Below are 16513 nucleotides of genomic sequence, written 5' to 3'. Positions count from 1 at the left end.
GTGCGTGACCGGCATCGATGCGTGTCGGCTATCACGCTGCCGGGTGGTTACTGGCTGCTGGAGGGCGGATCGCAGACCTTCCATCCGTCGTCGGTGCGCTGCAGGTCGAAGGTGCGCGCGGACCGCTTCGCCGGGTCGGCCTCGGTGTACACCGTGGCCTGCGCGATGGCGGTGGAGTCGGTGATGCGGATGGCGTCGATGCTGTCCACCACCGGGATGTTCTTGCGTTCCATCGACAACTTGTGCACGCCGGCGAACTGGTCGCTCGGAATGCCCTGATAGAAGTCGTGTAGCGGACCGCAGGTGGTGGAGCGAAGCGCGTCCAGATCGCCGCTCTTCAGCGCGTCGGTGTAGCTGGTTATGGCGCTGCGCACCTGAGCCTCGGGGGAGTCGTCGCCGGACATCGTGACAAGCGACACGATCACCGCGATGAGCGCGATCACCGCCACGGCCGCCGCGCCGAGCACGATCAGCCGTCGATCGGGCCGAGTGGGACCGGTGGCGGTCGCACCGGCGGTCTGCGAAGCAGGGGGGATCCGTTGCGGCGGCGCGACGGGCCGGGTCTGCGTCGCCGGCGGACCCCCCATCGACTGCGCGGGCACGGTCTGCTGGACGTCCGCGGGGGACGGTGCGGTCGCCACCTGTCGCGGTCTGCCGCCGGGACGCTGCGGCGACGGGCGGGTGTCTTCGACGCCCGGTCCGTGCTGCGGCGGCGCGGCAGGGCCGTGCGGGCCGGGCTGCTTGGGACCGGGAGCCGGACGCGGCGTGCTCGGCGGCTTGGTGACCGGTACCGGGCCCGCCGGTGGAGTGACCACGCGATCGGTGCCCGGCCTGCCGCCGTCGCCGGGGCGCTGGATGGGCAACGCGACGGTCTGCGCGTCGTCCAGGCCGACCACCGGCATCGCCATCGTCACGTCATCCGAACCGGGCGGGTTCTGCGCCCCGGCCGGGGCGGATTCGCCGGTCCGCTCCGGCGCGGGAGCCGGTCCGGCCGACGGCTGCGGCTTGCGTATCACGACCGTCGCGGATTCGCCGCCCCCGGGGATCGCCGCGGTCTCGGCCTCGGCGGCCGGCTTGCCACCGGGCGGAGTGGAGGCACCGGCGGTCGCGGGTGGCGCGCCCGGGGTCGTCTCGGCCGTCGCCGCGTTCTTCGAGGCGGCCGCGGCGGCCGCCGGTCCTGCCTTCGCGCCGGAGGCGGGTGCCTTGTCCGTCGCTGGTCGATCCGGCCGCGCCGCTGTGTCTTTCGATGCGGACCCACTCGCGGGGGCCGCACCGGACGGAAGCTGATCCCGTTTGATCACCACGGTGCGCGACTGATCCGGAGCGGAACCAGGCTTCGAGGCGCTACCGCCGGTCTCCGGCGCGGACTCGCGCTCGGGCGCGGCCGTTTCCGCATCGGTGCCCGATGCTGGGCGTGGGCTGGATGTGCCTGGCCCGGAGGGTGCCGGTGCGCCGCCGACCTTCCCTGCCGGGCTGTTGGCCGGTGCGGGACGAGCTGTGCCTCTGGTGCCGGGCGCATTCGATGCGGCGGCCGGGCCGGAGGGTGCTGGTGTGCTGCCGGTTTTCCCCGGGGTGTTCGCCGGTCCAGAAGGGGCTGTGCCTCTGGTGCCGGGCGCATTCGATGCGGCGGCCGGGCCGGAGGGCGTTGGTGTGCTGCCGGTTTTCCCTGGGGTGTTCGCCGGTCCAGAAGGGGCAGTGCCTTTGGTGCCGGGCGGGTTCGATGCCGCCGGGCCATTGGATGCTGGTGTGCCGCCGATTTTCCCTGCCGGGGTGTTCGCCGGTCCGGAAGGAGCTGTGGCTTTGGTGCCGGGTGCGTTCGATGCGGCCGGGCCGGAGGGTTGCGGTGTGTTCCGGCTGGCTGCGACTTGCCCCGCAGGTGGTTTCGCGGCTGGTTGCCCCGCCGTGGACGGCGCGGAAGAAGCAGGGGGGTTCGGCTTACCAGCAGCCTTCGCCGCGCTCGAGGGACCGGCGGCAGGTGTGCTTTTGGCGCTGGTCCCACTGGCCGCGTCGGATCCAGCCGAGGTCCCGGCCGCCTGGGGGTTCGTGGGTGCGGGCCGGTTGGCGGCATTCGCCTGGTTGCCCGGGGCCGCGGTCTTCGGGGCGCCGGACGCTCCGGACTGCGTCGAAACCTGTGGCGCGGGACCCGCCTGTGCGGAGCCGCCCGATTCGGAAGCCGCTGGATTCGTAGCCGGTGAGTTCGTACCGCTCGCTGGACCGTTGGCCGGTTTCGTGCCTGCCGTGTTCGCGTCCTTCTTGGGGACCGGAGCGCCACCGGGCGCCTGTTTCGGTTGGCCAGGAGCTGGACTACCGGTGCCCGCGTCCGCCTTCGATCTCGCCGCGGAAACATCCGAGGCGGCTGCTGCGGCGCCGCCGGACGGCGTCGCACCCGGTCGCTGCGCCTTGGCGATGCGCTCGGTGGGGGCAGCCGAGGAAGCGGAACCGGCCTTGCCCGAGGCGGGGATACGTTCGGTGGCGGCCTCGGGGCGTGCGTCGGCCCCGGCAGCGTCGGCCGGTCCGGCGCTGTCTCGCGCCGTGCTCTTCTCGTCGTTCGGGTCGGACACGCACACCCCTCGCTAAGCGGAACTGTTTGAACTCGACGGCCAGCCTAATGGGCGCGGCCCGGCGAGGTCCGGCATCAGCCCACGTCGAGCGGAACGAATGCCGACCCGCCACCTGACCTCCGTGTTCGGCCTACGCCGTGACGCGCGGAGGCGAGGCGGTCGCCTGTGAAGCAAACCGTCGTGCGGTGCACAATGAACCGCATGACCTCGTTCGGTGACCTGCTCGGACCGCAACCGGTATTGCTACCAGAAATCTCCGACGCCGAGGACGCGCTCCTCGACGGCGCCGATCCGGTGCGGGTGGCGGCCGAGCACCCGGCCGCATCGATCGCCTGGGCGCACCTCGCCGAGGCGGCGCTGTCTCGTGGCGAAGCCCAGGACGAGGCGGTCAACCACGACATCGTGGCCGCGTACGCGTTCGCCCGCACCGGCTACCACCGCGGCCTCGATCTACTGCGCCGCAACGGCTGGAAGGGCTTCGGTCCCGTGCCGTGGAGCCACGAACCCAATCGCGGCTTCCTGCGCAGCGTCGGCGCGCTGGCCCGCGCCGCCAAGGTGATCGGCGAGACCGACGAGTACGCTCGCTGCCTCGACCTGCTGGAAGACTGCGACCCCCAGGCGGCCGCGGAGCTGGGCCTCGACTGAGTCGTAGTGATCGGAGCAACGCGTAGCGATTCGATGGTAGGTAGCGGCCGGGTTACGGGCGCGTTCGACCCGATGTCCCGGTTCGGCGTGGCCCGCGCGAGCGGCATGGGGAGACTGCGCACCTCGTGGGCGCGGCTGCGCCGGTCGGCGCTGCCGATCATCCAGTGTTCGGTCGGCGCCGCGCTGGCCTGGTTCCTCGCGCATCACGTCATCGGCCACGCGCTGCCGTTCTTCGCGCCGACGGCCGCCGTGGTGTCGATGGGCATCTCCTTCGGCGCGCGACTGCGTCGCTCGGTGGAACTGGTGGTCGGGGTCGCGGTCGGCATCGGCATCGGCGATCTGTTCATCTCCCACGCGGGCACCGGCATATGGCAGATCGCGCTGGTGGTCGCGGTCGCCATGGCCGCGGCGGTGTTCCTGGACGGCGGTCCCGTCATCACCGTGCAGGCGGCGAGCTCCGCCGTGCTGGTCGCCACGTTGCTGCCGCCCTCGGCGGGCGGCGGTCTCTCCCGCATGATCGACGCCTTGGTCGGCGGTCTGGTCGGCGTGGTGGTGGTCGCCGCGATCCCCCTGCATCCCGTGCGCAGGGCGCGGACGCTCGCCGGGGACATCCTCGCCGTGATGGGCAGATCGATCACCGAATGCGCCGACGGACTGCTCGAACAGGATCCGGAGAAGGTGCACCGCGCGCTCACCGCGATGCGCGCCACTCAGCCGCAGATCGACTCCTTGCGCGCCACCCTGGAAGGCGGCCGCGAGATCAGCCGGATCTCGCCGTTGTACTGGAACTCCCGTCCCCGGCTCGAACGCATCAGGGCCTCGGCGGATCCGCTGGACAACGCCATCCGCAACACCCGAGTCCTATTGCGGCGCTCGCTGACTCTGGTGCGCGACGACGAAATCCTCAACCCCGGTTTGATCGACGAGGTGGAGCGCCTTGGCCAGGCCGTCGACGTGGTGCGCCGGATGATGCTGGCCGACCCCGGCGACCAACCCGACCGCGCCGAGGCGGCCCGCGTACTGCGCTCGGTCGCGAAGGGCGCGCGCCCGGAACTGGTAGCCGGCGCGGGCCTTTCGGCGCACGTCGTGTTCGCGCAGGTGCGTTCGACGCTGGTAGACCTGATGCAGGTGTGCGGCGTGCAACGTATCTCGGCGATTGCCCTGCTGCCGCCGACGGTCAAGAACCCCTACGTGCGGCCCGAGGCCTGAAGCCCTACTACTCAGCGGTATTCGGACATTGTTGCCGGCCACCGTGGTCCGAACCCGGTGCGGCGCGCCGGAAGTTCGATCTTCGGGTAGTCCGCTACTCGGGTTCCGCGCGTCGTCCCGCCGTAGTTTTGCGATGTGACCGCGAGTCGCGGGGTATCGCGGTCGACCACTTCGCACGTGGACGAAAGGACCTTCCGGCCAAGGGGTGTGGCAGCCGGAAGGGGGGCGGATCGGAAGCGGCGAAGAAGCGGGGCCGCCCGGCAACCCGACCGGGCGGTCCCGCGCCCACGTGTACGGCGAGTCGCCGGAGATCAGGTCCAGAACCGAGTCAGGTAGCCGCCGTAGCGCGACCAATTCGACGGAACCCCGGACAGTTCGAACAGCGCGTACACCGCGTCGAAGAACACCTGATTGATCGCGGGCGTGAACAGCAGCGCGAACAGGATGAGCATGCCGAACGGCTTGAACTGGTCGAGCGAGCGCCGGGTCTGATAGCTCAGCGACGGCTCGACGATGCCGTAGCCGTCCAGTCCGGGCAGCGGGATCAGATTCAGCAGAGTCGCCGTGATCTGCAGAAAGGCAAGGAAACTGACGCCGAACCAGAACGCGGGATGAGTGGCCGAGCTGCCCCAGATCCGGACGGTCGCCAGCAGCAACACCGCGCACAACGCGTTCACGGCGGGCCCCGCGCCGCTGATGATCCGCTGCGTGCGCGGCGCGACATTGTGCGTGTGCACGTAGACCGCGCCGCCGGGCAAGCCGATCCCGCCGAGCGCGATGAACACCATCGGCAACACGATCGACAGCAGCGGATGGCTGTACTTCAGCGGGTTGAGCGTCAGATAGCCGCGCAACTCCACTTCGCGATCACCCGCGCGCCACGCCGAGTACGCGTGCGCGAACTCGTGCAGGCACAGCGAGACCACCCAACCGAAGACCACGAGGACGAACACACCGGCCTTGGCTCTGGTGGAGTCCAGCGGGGCGTCCCAGGCCAGCGCGCCGCCGACCGCGGTCACGACCACCACGAGCAGGAACACCGGGCTCGGCCGGACCCCACGCGCTCGGCGGTTGGTCGGGAAACTCATCGAACCAGCAGCCAGGGTTCGTGATGGCGGTAGAAGCTCGAGCGCGGCACCGGGCGATCGGTGCGGACGCCGTCCCTGGTCACGATGGCGCCTGGCGTGCCGAGTTGCGCCGCTCGCCCCTCGACCCAGCGCCGTTTGCGGAACCTTCGCCGCACGGCCGCCCGCACGCCGGGCGGTTCGAGGCACGGCGAGACGAGCATGGCCGTCACGTCACCGGAGAACAGCAGGGTGTCGTCGACATAAGCCTCACCCTCGAGCCGCTCGCCGCCGATGCCGGTGATCACCGCCCGGCCCGCGAGCACCTTGCCGGTGTCGTCGCGAACCAGTGGCGTCTCGACGGCGCGGCCTTCGATGGCGCGCTTGGCGGCGGCGTTGCCGGTGCCGGTCTGGTAGGCGCGTGCGGCGTAGGTCTTCTCGACCGGCACGTATCCGATCTCCACGTGCAGGCGCTCGGTGCGCATCAGATGGGTGAGCACCGCGGCCAGCGCGGCGTCCTCACCCAGCACGATCAGGCGCGGCAGGCTGTCGGCGGCCAGCACGGGAAGCAACTCGTCGATCACGGCGGGATCCGGGATGGCGGCCGTCTGGGTGGTCGGCAGCGCCGCGAGCGCGATCGGTACGGGGGCGCCGTCGCAGCGGAGAACATGGGTACTCAAGCTGCCGTACACCCTCCTCGGTTCGAGCCGACACCGTCGGGCCCCTCGCCATTGGCGGGCGAACCCGAGCCGCGGCTCGCCCGTGCCCGCCGCGCTGCCGCTCGGCGTGCCGTGCAACCTTAGCCCTGCCCGGCCGGGACCACACGGTTGTCGAGCCTACGACGAGATGCGCTGCGATGCCGCCGGGGACGGGTCGGCTAGACTGTGCTTCCGGCCACCGCCTCAGTACGGCAGGTAGCTGCAACACACCAGTGTTGCCTGTCGAACCGTAGGAGACACGACCATGCCGGCAATCGTCCTGATCGGCGCCCAGTGGGGCGACGAGGGGAAGGGCAAAGCAACCGATCTGCTCGGTGGTCGGGTGAACTGGGTGGTCCGGTACCAGGGCGGCAACAACGCGGGTCACACCGTGGTGCTGCCCAACGGCGACAACTTCGCCCTGCACCTGATCCCCTCCGGCATCCTGACCCCGGGCGTGACGAATGTCATCGGCAACGGTGTGGTCGTGGATCCCGGCGTGCTCCTGGACGAGCTGGCGGGGCTGGAGCAGCGGGGCGTCGACACCTCCGGGCTGCTGCTCTCGGCCGACGCGCACTTGATCATGCCGTACCACGTGGCCATCGATAAGGTCACCGAACGCTTCCTCGGCAACAAGAAGATCGGCACCACCGGCCGCGGGATCGGGCCGTGCTACCAGGACAAGGTGGCCCGCGTCGGCGTGCGCGTCGCGGACGTGCTGGACGAGAAGATCCTCACTCAGAAGGTCGAGGCGGCGCTCGAGTTCAAGAATCAGGTGCTGGTCAAGATCTACAACCGCCGCGCGCTGGATCCACAGCAGGTGGTGGACGAGGTGCTGACCCAGGCGGACAGCTTCAAGCACCGGATCGCCGACACCAGGCTGAAGCTGAACCTGGCGCTCGAGCGTGGCGAGACGGTGCTGCTGGAGGGTTCGCAGGGCACCTTGCTCGACGTCGACCACGGCACCTACCCGTACGTCACGTCGTCGAACCCGACCTCGGGCGGCGCGGCGGTCGGCGCGGGCATCGGACCCAACAAGATCAACACGGTGCTCGGCATCCTGAAGTCCTACACCACCCGGGTCGGTTCCGGACCGTTCCCGACCGAGCTGTTCGACGAGTTCGGCGCCTACCTGGCCAAGACCGGCGGCGAGGTCGGCGTCACCACCGGGCGCGCCCGCCGCTGCGGCTGGTTCGACGCGGTGATCGCGCGCTACGCCACCCGGGTCAACGGCATCACCGACTACTTCCTCACCAAACTGGACGTTCTTTCCAGTCTCGAGACGGTGCCGATCTGCGTCGCCTATGAGATCGACGGCGAGCGGGTCGAGCAAATGCCGACCACGCAGACCGAATTCCATCACGCGAAGCCGATTTTCGAGCAAATGCCCGGTTGGTGGGAGGACATTTCCGGCGCGCGCACCTTCGAGGAGCTGCCCGCCAACGCCCAGGCGTACGTGTTGCGTTTGGAGGAGCTGTCCGGCGCCAGGATTTCTTGCATCGGCGTGGGTCCCGGGCGGGATCAGACCATCGTCCGGCACGACGTACTCGGCTAGAACCTGTTCGAATTCCGCGTGTGCCAGCGGAAATTCGGCAAGATCACCAGAAATTCGCCATATCTATCGTGCTCGCTCGGCTTCGATCATGATCGGTGAAGAACTACAGTTAGAGCATGGCTCGGAACTGGCCGATGATCGAGCGCGAGAGCGAATTCGAGGCGATCCGTGCGGCGCTGACCGGTCCGGAGCACGTCGGCGTGGTACTGACCGGTGACGCGGGGGTGGGCAAGACCACCCTTGCCCGGCATGCCACCTCCGCGATCGGCGGCAATGTCCGCTGGGTGGCGGGCACCGAGTCGGCGCGCAGCATTCCGCTGGGGGTGTTCGCGCATATGGTCGGCGTCTATACGGCGCACGATCCGGTCACGTTCATGTCGGCGGCGCGCGAGGCGTTGCTCGCCGACGGGGACACGGTGATCGGGGTCGATGACGCGCATCTGCTGGATCAGCTCTCCGCCACGCTGCTGCTGCAACTGGCCATCGACAAAGCCGCCCACATCGTCGTCACCGTGCGCAGCGGAGTCCCGGTGCCGGACGCGGTCACCTCGTTGTGGAAAGACGGCCATCTGACGCGCATCGACCTGCGCCCGTTCACCCAGCGCCAGAGCGTCGAACTGGTGGAATCGATGCTCGGTGGGCAACTCGAGGGGTTCACCGCCAATCTGATGTGGGAGTCCTCCGCCGGAAACGCGTTGTTCCTGCGGCATTTGGTCGAGGGTGCGCTGGAGGCGGGCACGCTGCGTCAGGTAAACGGCGTGTGGCAACTGCGTGGGCGCGCGGCGGTGACCTCGGAGCTGGCCGCGCTGCTGGAGGACCGCGTCGAGCAGTTGCCCGAGCCGGTGCTGCGGGTGCTGGAACTGCTGACTTTCTGCGAACCGATCGATCTCGACGTCCTCGCCGAATTGGCGGGCGAGGACGCGGTGGAAGCCGCCGAAACGCGCGGGGTGATCCGGGTGGTGGAGAATTCCCAAGATCTGATCGTGCGCTACAACCACCCGCTGTTCGGTGAGGTGATCCGCCGCAGGCTCGGCATCGCCTCGGCGCGGCGTTTGCGCGGCAGGTTGTATTCGTCGCTCAAGGACCGCCGGATAAACTCCGCCGCCGACCGCATCCGCCTGGCCGAATTGGCGCTGGACAGTGATAAATCCGCGGATCTGGAATTGTTCGAGGCGGCGGCGGCCGACGCGATCGGATTGGCGAATCTGCCGCTGGGCGAGCGCTTCGCCCGCGCCGCGGTGGAGCGGCGCGGCGGCGTGGAGGCCGCCGACCTGCTGGCGCGCGCCCTGCTGTGGCAGGGGCACCGGATCGAGGCCGAGCGCACCCTCGCCAGCTTCGACCCCGACCAACTCGACGAGGTGCAGCTGGCGCGCTGGGGCAGCACCAGGGTGGCGAACCTGTTGTGGGCCATGGGCGATGCCGATCGCGCCGACGAGGTGCTGAAGCTGGTGCGCGCGAAGGTGCGGCAGCCGAAGATCGCGGCCATCTTCACCGGCCTGGCGTCGGCGAGTCTGGTCAACGAGAACCGGGTCGACGACGCGATCGCCGAGGCGGAGACGGTGATGTCCGCCGACGGCGCACCGCCGTGGGCGGTGTGGTGGGCGTCGTTCGGCGGCGGCCTGGCGTCGGCGTTGATGGGCAAGGGGGAGGCGGCCAGGCAGTACGCGGCCCGCGGGCACGAGGTGGAAGCGCACATCGACGGGCTCAACCGCTTCATGTCCACGCACGCCGAGGTGCTCGCCCTGACCTTCGCCGGCGATCTCGAGGCCGCGCGGCGCTGCGCCGGGGCATTCGTCGGCTTCTCCTCCCCGGGCCAGTATCTGGCCTGGGGCATGTCGAAGATCCTGCAAGGCACCGTCGATGTGGCGCAGGGCCGGTTCCTGGACGGCATCGAGAATCTGGAACAGGCACTGGCCGCATTGGCCGCGGAGGGCGCGGCCGCATGGATGTTCCCCGCGCGAATCCGTCTGGCGGAGGCGTATTCAGCGCTCGGGCGGGCCGGCGACGCCTCCGAGTCGATCGCGCACGCCACCGCGCGGGGCGGCAGGCACAGTGCCGTTTACGAACCGCAGCTGGAAGTGGCGCGCGCTTGGCTGGCCGCCGCCGAAGGAACCGTCTCGCCTGCCATCCGCATCGCGGTGGGGGCCGCCGACGCGGCCGCACGCTCGCATCAGCACGCCATCGAGGCCATGGCGCTGCACACCGCGGCCCGCTTCGGCGACCATTCCGTCTCCGGACGACTGGCGGAACTGGCCGAGCGAGTGGAAGGACGGCTGGTACAGGCGCAGGCTCGGCACGCGGTGGCGCTCGCCGACCACGACGGACCCGGGCTGGACTCGGTCGCCGCCGAATTCGAGCGCATCGGCGCGCTGTTGTCGGCCGCCGACGCCGCGGCGCAGGCCGCCTCGGCCCACGAGCGAGCTGGGGATCGGCGCAAGTTGCTGGAGTCCGCCGCCACCGCCAACCGGCTCGCCGCCGCCTGCGGTGGAGCGAGCACCCCCGCGCTGCGGCAGGCCGCGCAACCCTTGCCCTTGACCGCGCGGGAACGGGAGATCGCCAACCTCGTCGCCGCGGGCCTGTCCAACCGGCAGATCGCCGACCGGCTCACCGTCTCGGTGCGCACCGTCGAAGGCCATCTCTACCGGGCCTGCATCAAGATGGACGTCACCGATCGCGAGTCCTTGGGCGCGCTGATGCGCGGCGAGTCCGGGAGCGGAAAATGACGCTGCGAGCAGCCGCGGTGATCGCTGCCACGGCGGCGGGTCTGGTCTTGGCCGCCGGGTGCTCGGACGGACAGCCGCAACCGGTCACCAGTTCCGCGCGTCCGTCGGCGACGGTGGCGACGAAGACCGAGACACCGCAGGAGCGCAACGCCCGGATCAGGCAGAAATTGATCGAACTCGGCTGCTCGACGAACGTCTGCATCCAGACGTACTTCGGCTGCGAGGACGGCTACATCACCGGGGACGCGTGCGAATTCTTCCGCACGCATCCCTTGCGCTGAGCCGCCGCGTACTACCCGGCGGGCTGCTCGGCGCCGGTGAGGAACGAACTTGCGACGGGGGCGAGGAGCCCGATGTTCGGCCTGTGATCACGGTCGATCGGTGCTGCTCGGCGAGTGCCGCGGCCAACTCGACCATCTTGGGGAATTTCCGGAAACCGAAGGCGCCGCCGATCAAGATCAGGGATGCCTCGCTCGTAGGACGATGCGAACTGAGCGAATTCATCGGCCCGTTGGCGTATCCATGACTCCGAGACCAGGGCCTGGGCGCCGCACCGGTCGGGCGTGGTCGCTCAGAACAAGGTGGGCTCGCCGAATCCCGGTGTGCGCTCGATGGTCAGTAGACGCTGTTTGGTGTCGATGCCGCCGGGGGCGGAGAAGCCGTGCAGGGCGTGGTCGGCAGCGAGTACACGGTGGCAGGGGATGATCAACGGGATCGGGTTGCGGCCCAAGGCCTGGCCGACCGCCTGGGCGCCGCCTGGCGCGCCCACGCGATGGGCGACCTGGCCGTAGCTGAGGGTGTGGCCTGGGTCGATGGCGCGTGTGACGGTGTAGACGGCGCGGTGGAACTCCGGAATCCCACTGGTGTCAACGGCGATCCACCGCAGGTCGTCGAGTTCCCCCGTAAGGTGCGCGCGGATGCCCGCGATCGCCTCGGCAATGGCTTCGGTGGGTGGTTGCTCGTGAAGCTTCTCGCCCGCGCGAGCGCGGGTGATGCGCGCTCGGGTGGCCGCGGGGTTCGCCTCCGGAAGTTGGAATCGGATCACCCCTGCGCTGCTCCAGGCGATCGCGCAGCAGCCGATCGCGGTATCGAACAGCGTCGCCGCGACCGGGCCGTACGGTGTGGGACGGCCGGAGGCCACGGGCTCGGTGGCTTCGTTCGCCGGAGGATCGGTGGCGAGGCGAGTGGCGTCACTCATGAGCCAAGTCTGCACCGCGGGACCGACAAGTTCGCAATTAGCAGTCCAGTTTAGCGGGACTGGCCTTGGTCCGGTGCGTCGCCACGGCCGTAGATCGCGGCGAGATCGGAGTATCGCCGCTGGTGGTCGTAGTACGAGAGGGGTTGGTCGGACATCGGGGTACCGGGGTGGAAGCGTTCGAGGCGGAAGGTGCGCGTGTCGCGTTCCGGCGCGAATCGGTAGATCAGGGAGCCGAGCAAGGCGGCCAGGAGCAGGGTGGCGAGCATCATGTCCGTCAGGGTGCGCGCCACTGGCCTTGCCAATAAATATCCAATCGTCTGATACTGGACCGTATGGCGACAAGAGTGATCGGCGCGGGTAGCCTGGCTCGCGATCTGGGCCATTGGCGGCACGCGCACGACGGCGATCCGGATTCGGCCGGGCGGCGCTCCAGTCGCCCGGCCTACTTGGCGCTCGCCGAAGGAATCCGGCTGCTGATCCACGACGGGCGCGCGCCGCTGGGTGTCGCCTTGCCCAGCGAACGGGATCTCGCCGGCACCCTCGGGGTCAGTCGCACCACCATCACCTCCACCTACGCGCTGTTGCGCGAGCACGGCTACCTGATCAGCCGCCAGGGCTCGCGCAGTACGGTGGCCCTGCCCCGCGACGTGCAGCATGACGGCGTCAAGCCGGCGCGGAGCATCCTGGCCATGATGGGCTCGCCCGAATTGCCCACCGTCGACATGACCTATGCCGCCATGGCCGCCCCGCTGGAGATGCAGGATGCGTATTCGGCTGCCCTGGAGGGCATTCCCGCCTACCTCGGCACGCACGGCATGGACCCGGTCGGTGTGCTGGCACTCCGTGAGGCGATCGCCCGCCGCTATACCGCGCGCGGGCTGCCGACCGAGCCCGATCAGATTCTGGTCACCCTCGGCGCTCAGCACGGCCTGCGCCTGCTGCTGAACGTGCTCACCGCGCCCGCGGCCCGCGTGCTCATCGACCACCCGACCTACCCGAACGCCATCGAGGCGATCCGCGACGTCGGCGCCCGGCCGGTGCCGGTGCCGCTGCGCCCGGAAGACCCGGCGGGCGGCTGGGATCTCGACGGCGTCCGCAGTGCCGCGCGGCAGACCGCGGCCAGCCTGGCCTATCTGGTGCCGGACTACAACAACCCGACCGGCCTGCTGCTCGACGCCGACGGTCGCGCCGAACTGGCCGCCATCGCCAGGGACACCAGGATGACCATCGTGATCGACGAGTCCATGGCGGATCTCGGGCTCGGTGCGGACAACCCGCCGCCGCCGGTCGCCGCTTTCGCCAAAGGATCCGAGATCGTGACCATCGGCTCGGCCTCGAAATCGTTCTGGGGCGGTCTGCGCGTCGGCTGGATCCGGACCAACCAGGCGCTGATCACCAAGCTGCTCGGCATCCGCTCCACGGTCGACCTCGGCACCCCCGTCATGGACCAGTTGGCCACCGTGCACCTGCTCGAGCACGCGGAGGTGATCCTCGACCGGCGCCGGGATCAATTGCGTTCGCAGCGTGCCGCGCTGCTCGACGCGCTCGCCGAGGAACTGCCGGACTGGCGTGTCACCGTCGGCGCGGGCGGCATGTCGGTGTGGGCGCAGCTGCCGACCTCGGTTTCCACGGCGCTGGCGGCCACGGCTCCCAACCATGGCGTATTGCTGGCCGCCGGGCCACGATTCGGCGTGCAAGGCGCGTTCGAACGGTTCCTGCGGCTGCCGTTCACCCACCAGGAACCCGAATTGCGTTTGGCGGTCAAGGCCATCGCGTCCGCCTATGTGGCGCTCACGCCACGCGCCGCCGACCCGTTGACGCCGTTGACCTGCTACTGAGGCGATCTCGTCGCTGGGGAGAACCTCCGCCGACGGTATGTCCCCTCCGAGCACCGCCGAGCACGATCGGCCGGCCACCCCTCGGGGCTGGCCCTCGTCGTGCTCGGGCGGTGTGCAGAAGCTCGCACGGCGCGGAGGCCTCCAGCTCGAGCGGCGGTCAAGGAGCGGACCGGACGAGGTTCGCGATTCTCGAAAGCCACCTGCTCGCGGACAGTATGGCAGGCCCGGTACCGAACTGTCGAACCGGTTGGTATGTTACAAGTTTCAATTACCAGCCGCGAAGCGGGGTGGCGCCATGCCACCCCGCTCGGCGCTCAGTCGGCCCAGACCGTCTCGATCGGGGTGGCGGTGGTGGGCGGCGGGGTCGGAATCCCGTTCGGAGTGCGGGAGAATCGCGGCGCGGGGGCGTGCTGGGTGATGTCGTCGAGCTCCAGCAGCGAGCCGCGGGCCGCGATGTGCTCGTTTCGCGTCGCCTCGTCGAATGTCAGCACGGGAGAGGCGCACGCGTCGGTGCCGGCGAAGATCTCGGCCCATTCGTCCCGGGTCCTGGTCCGGAAACGTTCGGCGAAAAGCTTTTTCAGCGTTTCCTGACCGGCGGGGTCGAGCTGGAAGGGCAGGCCGTCCGCCTCGATCTCCAGTCCGGCGAGCAACTGGGCGTAGAACTGCGGTTCGATCGCGCCGACCGCCATGTACTTGCCGTCGGAGGTTTCGTAGGTGTCGTAGAACGACATTCCGGTGTCGAGCAGGTTCACGCCACGCTCATCGGACCAGGCGCCCGCGCCGCGCATACCCCAGATCATGTGCGAAAGGGCAAGGGCGCCATCGACCATGGCCGCATCGATCACCTGGCCCTTGCCGGACTGCTGCCGCTCGACCAGTGCGGCGAGGATGCCGAACACCAGGAACATCGAGCCGCCGCCGAAATCGCCCACCATGTTCAGCGGCGGGACCGGGCGTTCGCCCTTACGGCCGATGGCGTGCAGCACGCCGGTGATGGAGATGTAGTTGATGTCGTGTCCGGCGCGATCGGCCAGCGGGCCCTCCTGACCCCAGCCGGTCATCCGTCCGTAGACCAGGCGCGGGTTGCGGGCGAGCGCGTCGTCCGGGCCGATGCCGAGCCGTTCGGTGACGCCGGGGCGGAAGCCCTCGATCAGCACATCCGCCTTCTCGACGAGGCCGAGGACCTTCTCGATGTCGGCGGGGTCCTTGAGGTTGGCCTCGACGATGGTCCGGCCGCGCAGCTGCGGACGGTCGAACCCGCCCGGCAGCTGGCCCGCACGCTGCACCCGCACCACGTCGGCGCCCAGATCGGCGAGCAGCAGCGCGGCGTGCGGACCGGGACCGATCCCGGCCAGCTCGATGACCTTGATGCCCGCGAGCGGGCCCTGCTTGGCGGTGGATGGAGTGCTCACGCCCTACCTCGGTTCGTCGTTGATCCAGCGCACCGGCGGCCCGGCGCGTCCTCCCGAACACGGCCGGGAGGGATGTATTGACAGTATGACAATAACGTCGGGGCCGGAGCCGGGGCATACCCGGACGACGGATGGACGACGGATGGACGACGGGTTCGACGACGAGTCGCCCGTTCGGCCGCCCGGTCCTAGGCTGCACGTGTGCAAACGCTGTCTGATCAGGGGTGGTACAACCTTCTCGCCGGTCTCGCGATTCTGGTCGGTCTGGGCGGCATCGTCGTGCCGATCCTGCCGGGCGTCATCCTGATCTTCGCGGCCATCGCCGTCTGGGCCTTTCTCACCGGGGGCACAACGGCCTGGGCGGTTTTCGCGATCAGCACGGTGCTGCTGGTGCTGTCCGGCGTCGTCAAATACACCTGGCCGGGACGCAGGATGAAAGACGCGGGAGTGTCCAACCGCGCGGTCCTGCTCGGCGCGCTACTCGGCGTCATCGGCTTCTTCGTGATTCCGGTGATCGGCCTGTTCGTGGGCTTCGTTCTCGGCGTTTATCTTTGGGAACTCCAGCGGCTGCGCGTCAACCGGGAGGCGTGGCAGGCGACCGTGCACGCGTTGAAGGGCGTCGGACTGTCCATTCTGATCGAACTCTTCGGCGCGTTGCTTGCCACCGGTGTGTGGCTCGCCGGTGTGTTCGCCGTCTGAGCGCTATCTATCGATGGCGGGGAACGGGATCGTATCGCCCGCGCGGCTTCCCGGGAGTTCGTCGCGGCGCAGCCGGAGGGTCGGCGGTTCGGGCCGGTACAGCGGCAGCGTGGGGGCCGGCTCCTCGCGGACGACGCGCTCGCGGGCCGGGAGCCGATAGAACGCGCGCGCGTTGTCCTCCAGCACCGCGTACATGTCGGTGCCGACCACGTCGCAGAGCAGATCCACGTCCGAGTCCCGGAACGGACGTCCGGCCCGGGTACCGGGCAGATCGGTGCCGAACATGAGGGCTTCCGGATTCACCGCGTGCACGCGGCGCAGCGTGTCGGCGACGTTCATCGCGACCCGGCCGAAACCGGTCGCCTTGACCTTGGCTCCGCGGTCGACCAGATCCAGCAGGAATGGCAGCCCTTCGGCGGACATGCCCAGATGGTCGACCGACAGCGCGGGCAGCTTGGAGATGACCGGTTGCAACGAGGCCAGCATCGTGCCGTCGATGTAGACCTCGACGTGCCAGCCGGCCAGCTCGTACGCGCGCAGCGCCTGCAACGTCATTCCGGCGATGTCGGTGGCCGCGCGCTTGAGGTTGAAACGCAGTGCGCGCACACCGATCCCGTCCAGTTCGAGGATCTCCTCGTCGGAGGCGTCCAGATCGAGCCGGGTGACGCCGACCCAGCCCTCGCCGAGCTCGGCGAGGGCGGCCTTCAGGTAGGTCTGGTCCGTGCCCTGGAACGACCCGCTGACCACGGCGCCGCCGCTGACGTCGTAGCGCGCCATGCGCTTCCGGTAATCGGCGATGGTGAACGGGTCGGGCAGGTAGCCCTCGTTCTCGGCCAGCGGAAACCGCGGGTCGAAAATGTGCAGGTGGGCATCGAACACTTGTACAGAATGCCTCAGGGTCGGATTTTCCG

General features: G+C 69.5%; 15 protein-coding genes. 8 read left to right on the top strand and 7 right to left on the bottom strand.

All coding sequences use genetic code 11. From position 1 onward, the window contains the following. Positions 1–47: 47 nt before the first annotated feature. Entirely contained in the window at positions 48–1304 is a 1257-nt protein-coding gene (locus ACWEO7_RS05805; RefSeq protein ID WP_452421126.1) for an Rv0361 family membrane protein, read from the bottom strand. A 490-nt stretch (positions 1305–1794) separates the two neighbouring features. Here ACWEO7_RS05805 and ACWEO7_RS05800 point away from each other — a divergent pair, with 490 nt between their 5' ends. From ACWEO7_RS05800 to ACWEO7_RS05790, 3 genes are all read left to right on the top strand, one after another. Then, positions 1795–2577, top strand: coding sequence for a hypothetical protein (locus ACWEO7_RS05800; protein ID WP_452421124.1), 783 nt, complete (start codon positions 1795–1797; stop codon positions 2575–2577). 185 nt (positions 2578–2762) lie between these two features. Beyond that, positions 2763–3206, top strand: coding sequence for a DUF3151 domain-containing protein (locus tag ACWEO7_RS05795; protein WP_450015326.1), 444 nt, complete (start codon positions 2763–2765; stop codon positions 3204–3206). A 72-nt stretch (positions 3207–3278) separates the two neighbouring features. Next, positions 3279–4415 carry an FUSC family protein gene (locus tag ACWEO7_RS05790; protein ID WP_452421255.1) on the top strand — a complete coding sequence of 379 codons (1137 nt, stop codon included), beginning with the start codon at positions 3279–3281 and terminating at the stop codon, positions 4413–4415. 311 nt (positions 4416–4726) lie between these two features. Here ACWEO7_RS05790 and ACWEO7_RS05785 read toward each other — a convergent pair whose 3' ends face one another. Together ACWEO7_RS05785 and ACWEO7_RS05780 are read right to left on the bottom strand one after the other, a co-directional pair. Continuing rightward, positions 4727–5503: a site-2 protease family protein gene (locus tag ACWEO7_RS05785; RefSeq protein ID WP_452421122.1), complete on the bottom strand. Its 777-nt coding sequence runs from the start codon at positions 5501–5503 to the stop codon at positions 4727–4729. After that, positions 5500–6159 carry a hypothetical protein gene (locus ACWEO7_RS05780; protein ID WP_452421121.1) on the bottom strand — a complete coding sequence of 220 codons (660 nt, stop codon included), beginning with the start codon at positions 6157–6159 and terminating at the stop codon, positions 5500–5502. Before ACWEO7_RS05780 ends, ACWEO7_RS05785 begins: the two co-directional genes overlap by 4 nt. Before the next feature lie 283 nt (positions 6160–6442). Here ACWEO7_RS05780 and ACWEO7_RS05775 point away from each other — a divergent pair, with 283 nt between their 5' ends. The 3 genes from ACWEO7_RS05775 (at position 6443) to ACWEO7_RS05765 (ending at position 10736) form a co-directional block, all read left to right on the top strand. Beyond that, a complete protein-coding gene (locus tag ACWEO7_RS05775) occupies positions 6443–7732 on the top strand; it encodes an adenylosuccinate synthase (RefSeq protein ID WP_450015332.1) in 1290 nt (429 codons plus the stop codon). A gap of 116 nt (positions 7733–7848) precedes the next feature. Beyond that, on the top strand, positions 7849–10455 hold the full coding sequence (locus tag ACWEO7_RS05770; protein ID WP_452421119.1) for a LuxR C-terminal-related transcriptional regulator: 2607 nt from the start codon (positions 7849–7851) through the stop codon (positions 10453–10455). Further along, entirely contained in the window at positions 10452–10736 is a 285-nt protein-coding gene (locus tag ACWEO7_RS05765) for a hypothetical protein (RefSeq protein ID WP_452421117.1), read from the top strand. The genes ACWEO7_RS05770 and ACWEO7_RS05765 overlap by 4 nt, the downstream gene beginning before the upstream one ends. A 290-nt stretch (positions 10737–11026) precedes the next feature. Here ACWEO7_RS05765 and ACWEO7_RS05760 read toward each other — a convergent pair whose 3' ends face one another. Together ACWEO7_RS05760 and ACWEO7_RS05755 are read right to left on the bottom strand one after the other, a co-directional pair. Beyond that, positions 11027–11653: a methylated-DNA--[protein]-cysteine S-methyltransferase gene (locus ACWEO7_RS05760; protein ID WP_452421115.1), complete on the bottom strand. Its 627-nt coding sequence runs from the start codon at positions 11651–11653 to the stop codon at positions 11027–11029. A 50-nt stretch (positions 11654–11703) separates the two neighbouring features. After that, positions 11704–11922, bottom strand: coding sequence for a hypothetical protein (locus ACWEO7_RS05755; RefSeq protein ID WP_452421113.1), 219 nt, complete (start codon positions 11920–11922; stop codon positions 11704–11706). Positions 11923–11985: 63 nt separating this feature from the next. Here ACWEO7_RS05755 and yczR point away from each other — a divergent pair, with 63 nt between their 5' ends. Beyond that, positions 11986–13491 carry a MocR-like transcription factor YczR gene (gene yczR, locus ACWEO7_RS05750; RefSeq protein ID WP_452421111.1) on the top strand — a complete coding sequence of 502 codons (1506 nt, stop codon included), beginning with the start codon at positions 11986–11988 and terminating at the stop codon, positions 13489–13491. Positions 13492–13805: 314 nt separating this feature from the next. On the opposite strand, the gene ACWEO7_RS05745 is transcribed toward yczR, so the two are convergent. Then, positions 13806–14903, bottom strand: a complete 1098-nt coding sequence (locus ACWEO7_RS05745; protein ID WP_452421110.1) for a CaiB/BaiF CoA transferase family protein — start codon at positions 14901–14903, stop codon at positions 13806–13808. A gap of 201 nt (positions 14904–15104) precedes the next feature. On the opposite strand from ACWEO7_RS05745, the gene ACWEO7_RS05740 reads away from it, so the two are divergent. Further along, positions 15105–15602: a DUF456 domain-containing protein gene (locus ACWEO7_RS05740; protein ID WP_452421108.1), complete on the top strand. Its 498-nt coding sequence runs from the start codon at positions 15105–15107 to the stop codon at positions 15600–15602. 3 nt (positions 15603–15605) lie between these two features. Here ACWEO7_RS05740 and ACWEO7_RS05735 read toward each other — a convergent pair whose 3' ends face one another. Next, complete coding sequence (locus tag ACWEO7_RS05735; RefSeq protein ID WP_452421106.1) at positions 15606–16481, bottom strand: amidohydrolase family protein; 876 nt, start codon at positions 16479–16481, stop codon at positions 15606–15608. Positions 16482–16513 lie beyond the last annotated feature (32 nt).

Source organism: Nocardia sp. NPDC004260 (assembly GCF_053603155.1).
The sequence above is the reverse complement of the archived record's forward strand: the minus strand, read 5'-3'. Positions and strand labels throughout refer to the sequence as shown.

Coding starts and splice junctions, on each gene's coding strand:
- ACWEO7_RS05775 (WP_450015332.1), top strand. CDS start 6,443: ATGCCGGCAATCGTCCTGATCGGCGCCCAGTGGGGCGACGAGGGGAAG.
- ACWEO7_RS05755 (WP_452421113.1), bottom strand. CDS start 11,922: ATGATGCTCGCCACCCTGCTCCTGGCCGCCTTGCTCGGCTCCCTGATC.
- ACWEO7_RS05765 (WP_452421117.1), top strand. CDS start 10,452: ATGACGCTGCGAGCAGCCGCGGTGATCGCTGCCACGGCGGCGGGTCTG.
- ACWEO7_RS05760 (WP_452421115.1), bottom strand. CDS start 11,653: ATGAGTGACGCCACTCGCCTCGCCACCGATCCTCCGGCGAACGAAGCC.
- ACWEO7_RS05795 (WP_450015326.1), top strand. CDS start 2,763: ATGACCTCGTTCGGTGACCTGCTCGGACCGCAACCGGTATTGCTACCA.
- yczR (WP_452421111.1), top strand. CDS start 11,986: ATGGCGACAAGAGTGATCGGCGCGGGTAGCCTGGCTCGCGATCTGGGC.
- ACWEO7_RS05790 (WP_452421255.1), top strand. CDS start 3,279: ATGTCCCGGTTCGGCGTGGCCCGCGCGAGCGGCATGGGGAGACTGCGC.
- ACWEO7_RS05770 (WP_452421119.1), top strand. CDS start 7,849: ATGGCTCGGAACTGGCCGATGATCGAGCGCGAGAGCGAATTCGAGGCG.
- ACWEO7_RS05785 (WP_452421122.1), bottom strand. CDS start 5,503: ATGAGTTTCCCGACCAACCGCCGAGCGCGTGGGGTCCGGCCGAGCCCG.